The organism is Paracoccus binzhouensis (genome assembly GCF_016446475.1).
GTDB classification, from domain to species: Bacteria; Pseudomonadota; Alphaproteobacteria; order Rhodobacterales; family Rhodobacteraceae; genus Paracoccus; species Paracoccus binzhouensis.
The window spans coordinates 1-2,711 of record NZ_JAEHFP010000212.1 but is presented as its reverse complement, the minus strand read 5'-3'; the positions used below and the strand labels follow the sequence as shown (position 1 = coordinate 2,711).

Here is a 2,711-nt window from a genome sequence, read left to right as displayed (position 1 = left end):
TGGCCCTTCAACCGGGCAGGGTCAGGCGAGAGGATCATTCGCAAATCTACCCCGAATATTCGGAAAGTTCAAAAAACCTGACAGTGCCCTTCGGCGTGGCTGTCGCTGTCAGCACCCCGCTGGTGGCGATCTTCAATCCGCGCATTGGCCGCAACCGCAAATCCCGCACCGGCCCATGGCAAGCGGGATGGATGGACCCGAGTGACGTGGCCCAGCTGAAGCGCAACAAGACCGGCCTGCCCCTCGCCCTGCACAAGGGCAAGCTCCTGCGCTACGTCAAGAACGATGCGAAGGGATGGCGCGGCGGGCATCACCTCGTTGTCTCCGGCACACGCGGCGGCAAGGGCGTCAGCGCCGTGATCCCGGCGATCCTCGATCATCAGGGGCCGGTCGTCGTCCTCGACATCAAGGGGGAGAATTTCGCGGTCACGCGGCGGCACCGCGAAGAGCTCGGGCGCAAGGTGGCGGTCCTCAACCCTTTCGGCCTCGTCGAGGATGGAAAGGATCAGTTCAACCCGCTCGACTACATCCGGCCCCATGAGCTGGCGCGCGACGTGGCCCTGGTTGCAGACGGTCTGGTGAAACCGGAACAAGGCGACGGCGCGCATTTTTCGGAAATGGCCCGCCAGCTGGTCGCGGCCGCGATCGAGGTGGTCGTGACACAGGAAGAACCGAACCGGCGCAACCTGATCGCCGTCGCCGATCTGCTTCTGTCCGCAAACCTCGACGGCACGCTTGAAGCCTGGTCAGACAACAAGGACCTCGTCGGCCACCGCCCGGCACAGACCGCCGCAACGATCCTGCGCGCGGGTGACCGCGAACGCGGGTCGATTCAGACGGCGGTCTCGAAGGCCTTCGAGTGGATGCAGTCGGACAACATGCGCCACTTCCTGGCCGGGTCTAGTTTCCGCATGGATGATCTGCTCGATGACCAGGTCGATCTCTTCATTGTGGTCCCGCTCGATCAGGTCGATAAGCAAGCGATCTTCATGCGCCTGTTCATCAACCTCGTCCTGGGCACTGTCGTGCGCCAGGACGGGCGGCGCAAGATCAAGGCCCCGATCCTGCTGGTGCTGGATGAATTCGTGCGGATGGGCCGCATGGAGCAGATCATGAACATTGCCAATGTCGCCGCAGGGGCCGGTGTCGAAGCCCTGTTCGTCACCCAGGACACGGGCCAGGTCGAAAAGGCCTACGGTCCCAACGATGCCCGCTCGATCTTCGGCTCCTGCATCACCAAACGCGTCTTCAACCTCAACGATATCGAAACCGCCGAATGGGCAGCACGCCACCTCGGGGAAAGCACTGTCTATTCTCAGCAAATTCGAGAGGGGAAGGCTCCGAACGAGGGGCGGGATTTTTCCTATTCAGAGCAACGTCAGAAGCTCATGACCGCTGAACAGATCACTGGCATGAAGGCTGATGATCTGCTGCTGCTGGTAGGCAACCGCAACCCGCTCAAGGCCAAGCAGAATGTGTATTTCAAGAGCAAGACCTACCGTGGAAGATTCGATCAGAACCCTTTGAACTGAGGTACGTTTCGCTGCCTTTCGCGCGCATTCTTAGCTGCGAGCACTTTTCCATGCGTTCGGGTTTGGAAACCGCTGCTGAAATGATGGGGAATTTGTAGTGTTAAATATGTGTTATATAATGTGTTACGCTGTGGATAAGTGTTCATAGCCCTATGAATTCATTAAGCTTTTAGAAGTGGTCTGTGTGTAGAGTCACGATAAAGCGTGTGTAAAGACACGAAAGAATGTGTGTAAAGACACGAAAGCTCTACGCCTGTGTGTGAAATCACGAAAGGGCTTGACCGTGTGTGTGAAATCACGAAACATAGGTCATGGTGTGTGAAATCACGAAAGACGGCGACCGCTCTCCCTTGCTGCCAGATCGGCAGGAACAAGGCGACTTTTTTGTATGCGATATCTTTGATGCCGCACCCAAGGGTGACATGGCTTCGATGGCGCATCCGATTTTCTCGCTTTCTACAAAACCAGATCACCGAGTGCGGCGATACGAAGATGGGACGGGGCGAAACTATCTCGAAGTGAAACCTTCGTCCGATGGTCTGGCAACGATCCACGATCGCGATGTGCTGATCTACTGCATCAGTCAAATTATGGCAGCTATCAACAAAGGTCAGAAGGTTTCAAAAATCGTTCGCCTGAAGGCGTTCGACCTCCTGAAAGCAACGAACCGGCCATCAGATGGGCGTGGATATAGCGGCCTTCGAAGCGCCCTCGCCCGGCTGCAAGGGACACAGATTGAGACGAACATCGTGACCGGCGATGTCGAGCAATTGGATATTTTTAGCATCATCGACCGCGCTCGTATCGTACGTGAAACCCGTGATGGTCGGATGCAGGAAATCGAAGTGCAACTCTCTGATTGGGTGTTCAACGCGATCCAAGCGCATGAAGTTTTGACCCTCCACCGGAACTATTTCCGGCTGCGTAAGCCATTAGAGCGGCGCATCTATGAGATCGCCCGCAAGCACTGTGGCTCGAAGAAAGAGTGGAAAATCAGTCTTTCTGCTTTGCAAGACAAGTGCGGATCGGCTTCGACCTCTCGCGAGTTTAAGCGGCTGGTCGGCAACATTGTCGCTCAGGATGAGGCGTACACCCACATTCTCCAAGTAAGTCGCTGATTTCGCTGTCGTAATCGTGATATTTCGCATATAAATCATGGCGTTGACGGCTGCGAGGGGC

General features: G+C 56.5%; 2 protein-coding genes. Both read left to right on the top strand.

Annotated features, from left to right (window positions below):
• The coding region (locus I9P22_RS23850) for a type IV secretory system conjugative DNA transfer family protein (RefSeq protein WP_233253577.1) at positions 1-1,532 on the top strand (1,532 nt) is incomplete at its 5' end.
• A gap of 311 nt (positions 1,533-1,843) precedes the next feature.
• Complete coding sequence (locus tag I9P22_RS23845; protein WP_199262681.1) at positions 1,844-2,650, top strand: replication initiator protein A; 807 nt, start codon at positions 1,844-1,846, stop codon at positions 2,648-2,650.
• Positions 2,651-2,711: the final 61 nt, after the last annotated feature.

Excerpts from the sequence above, each read along its gene's own strand:
- I9P22_RS23845 (WP_199262681.1), top strand. The coding sequence starts at position 1,844 with ATGGTGTGTGAAATCACGAAAGACGGCGACCGCTCTCCCTTGCTGCCA.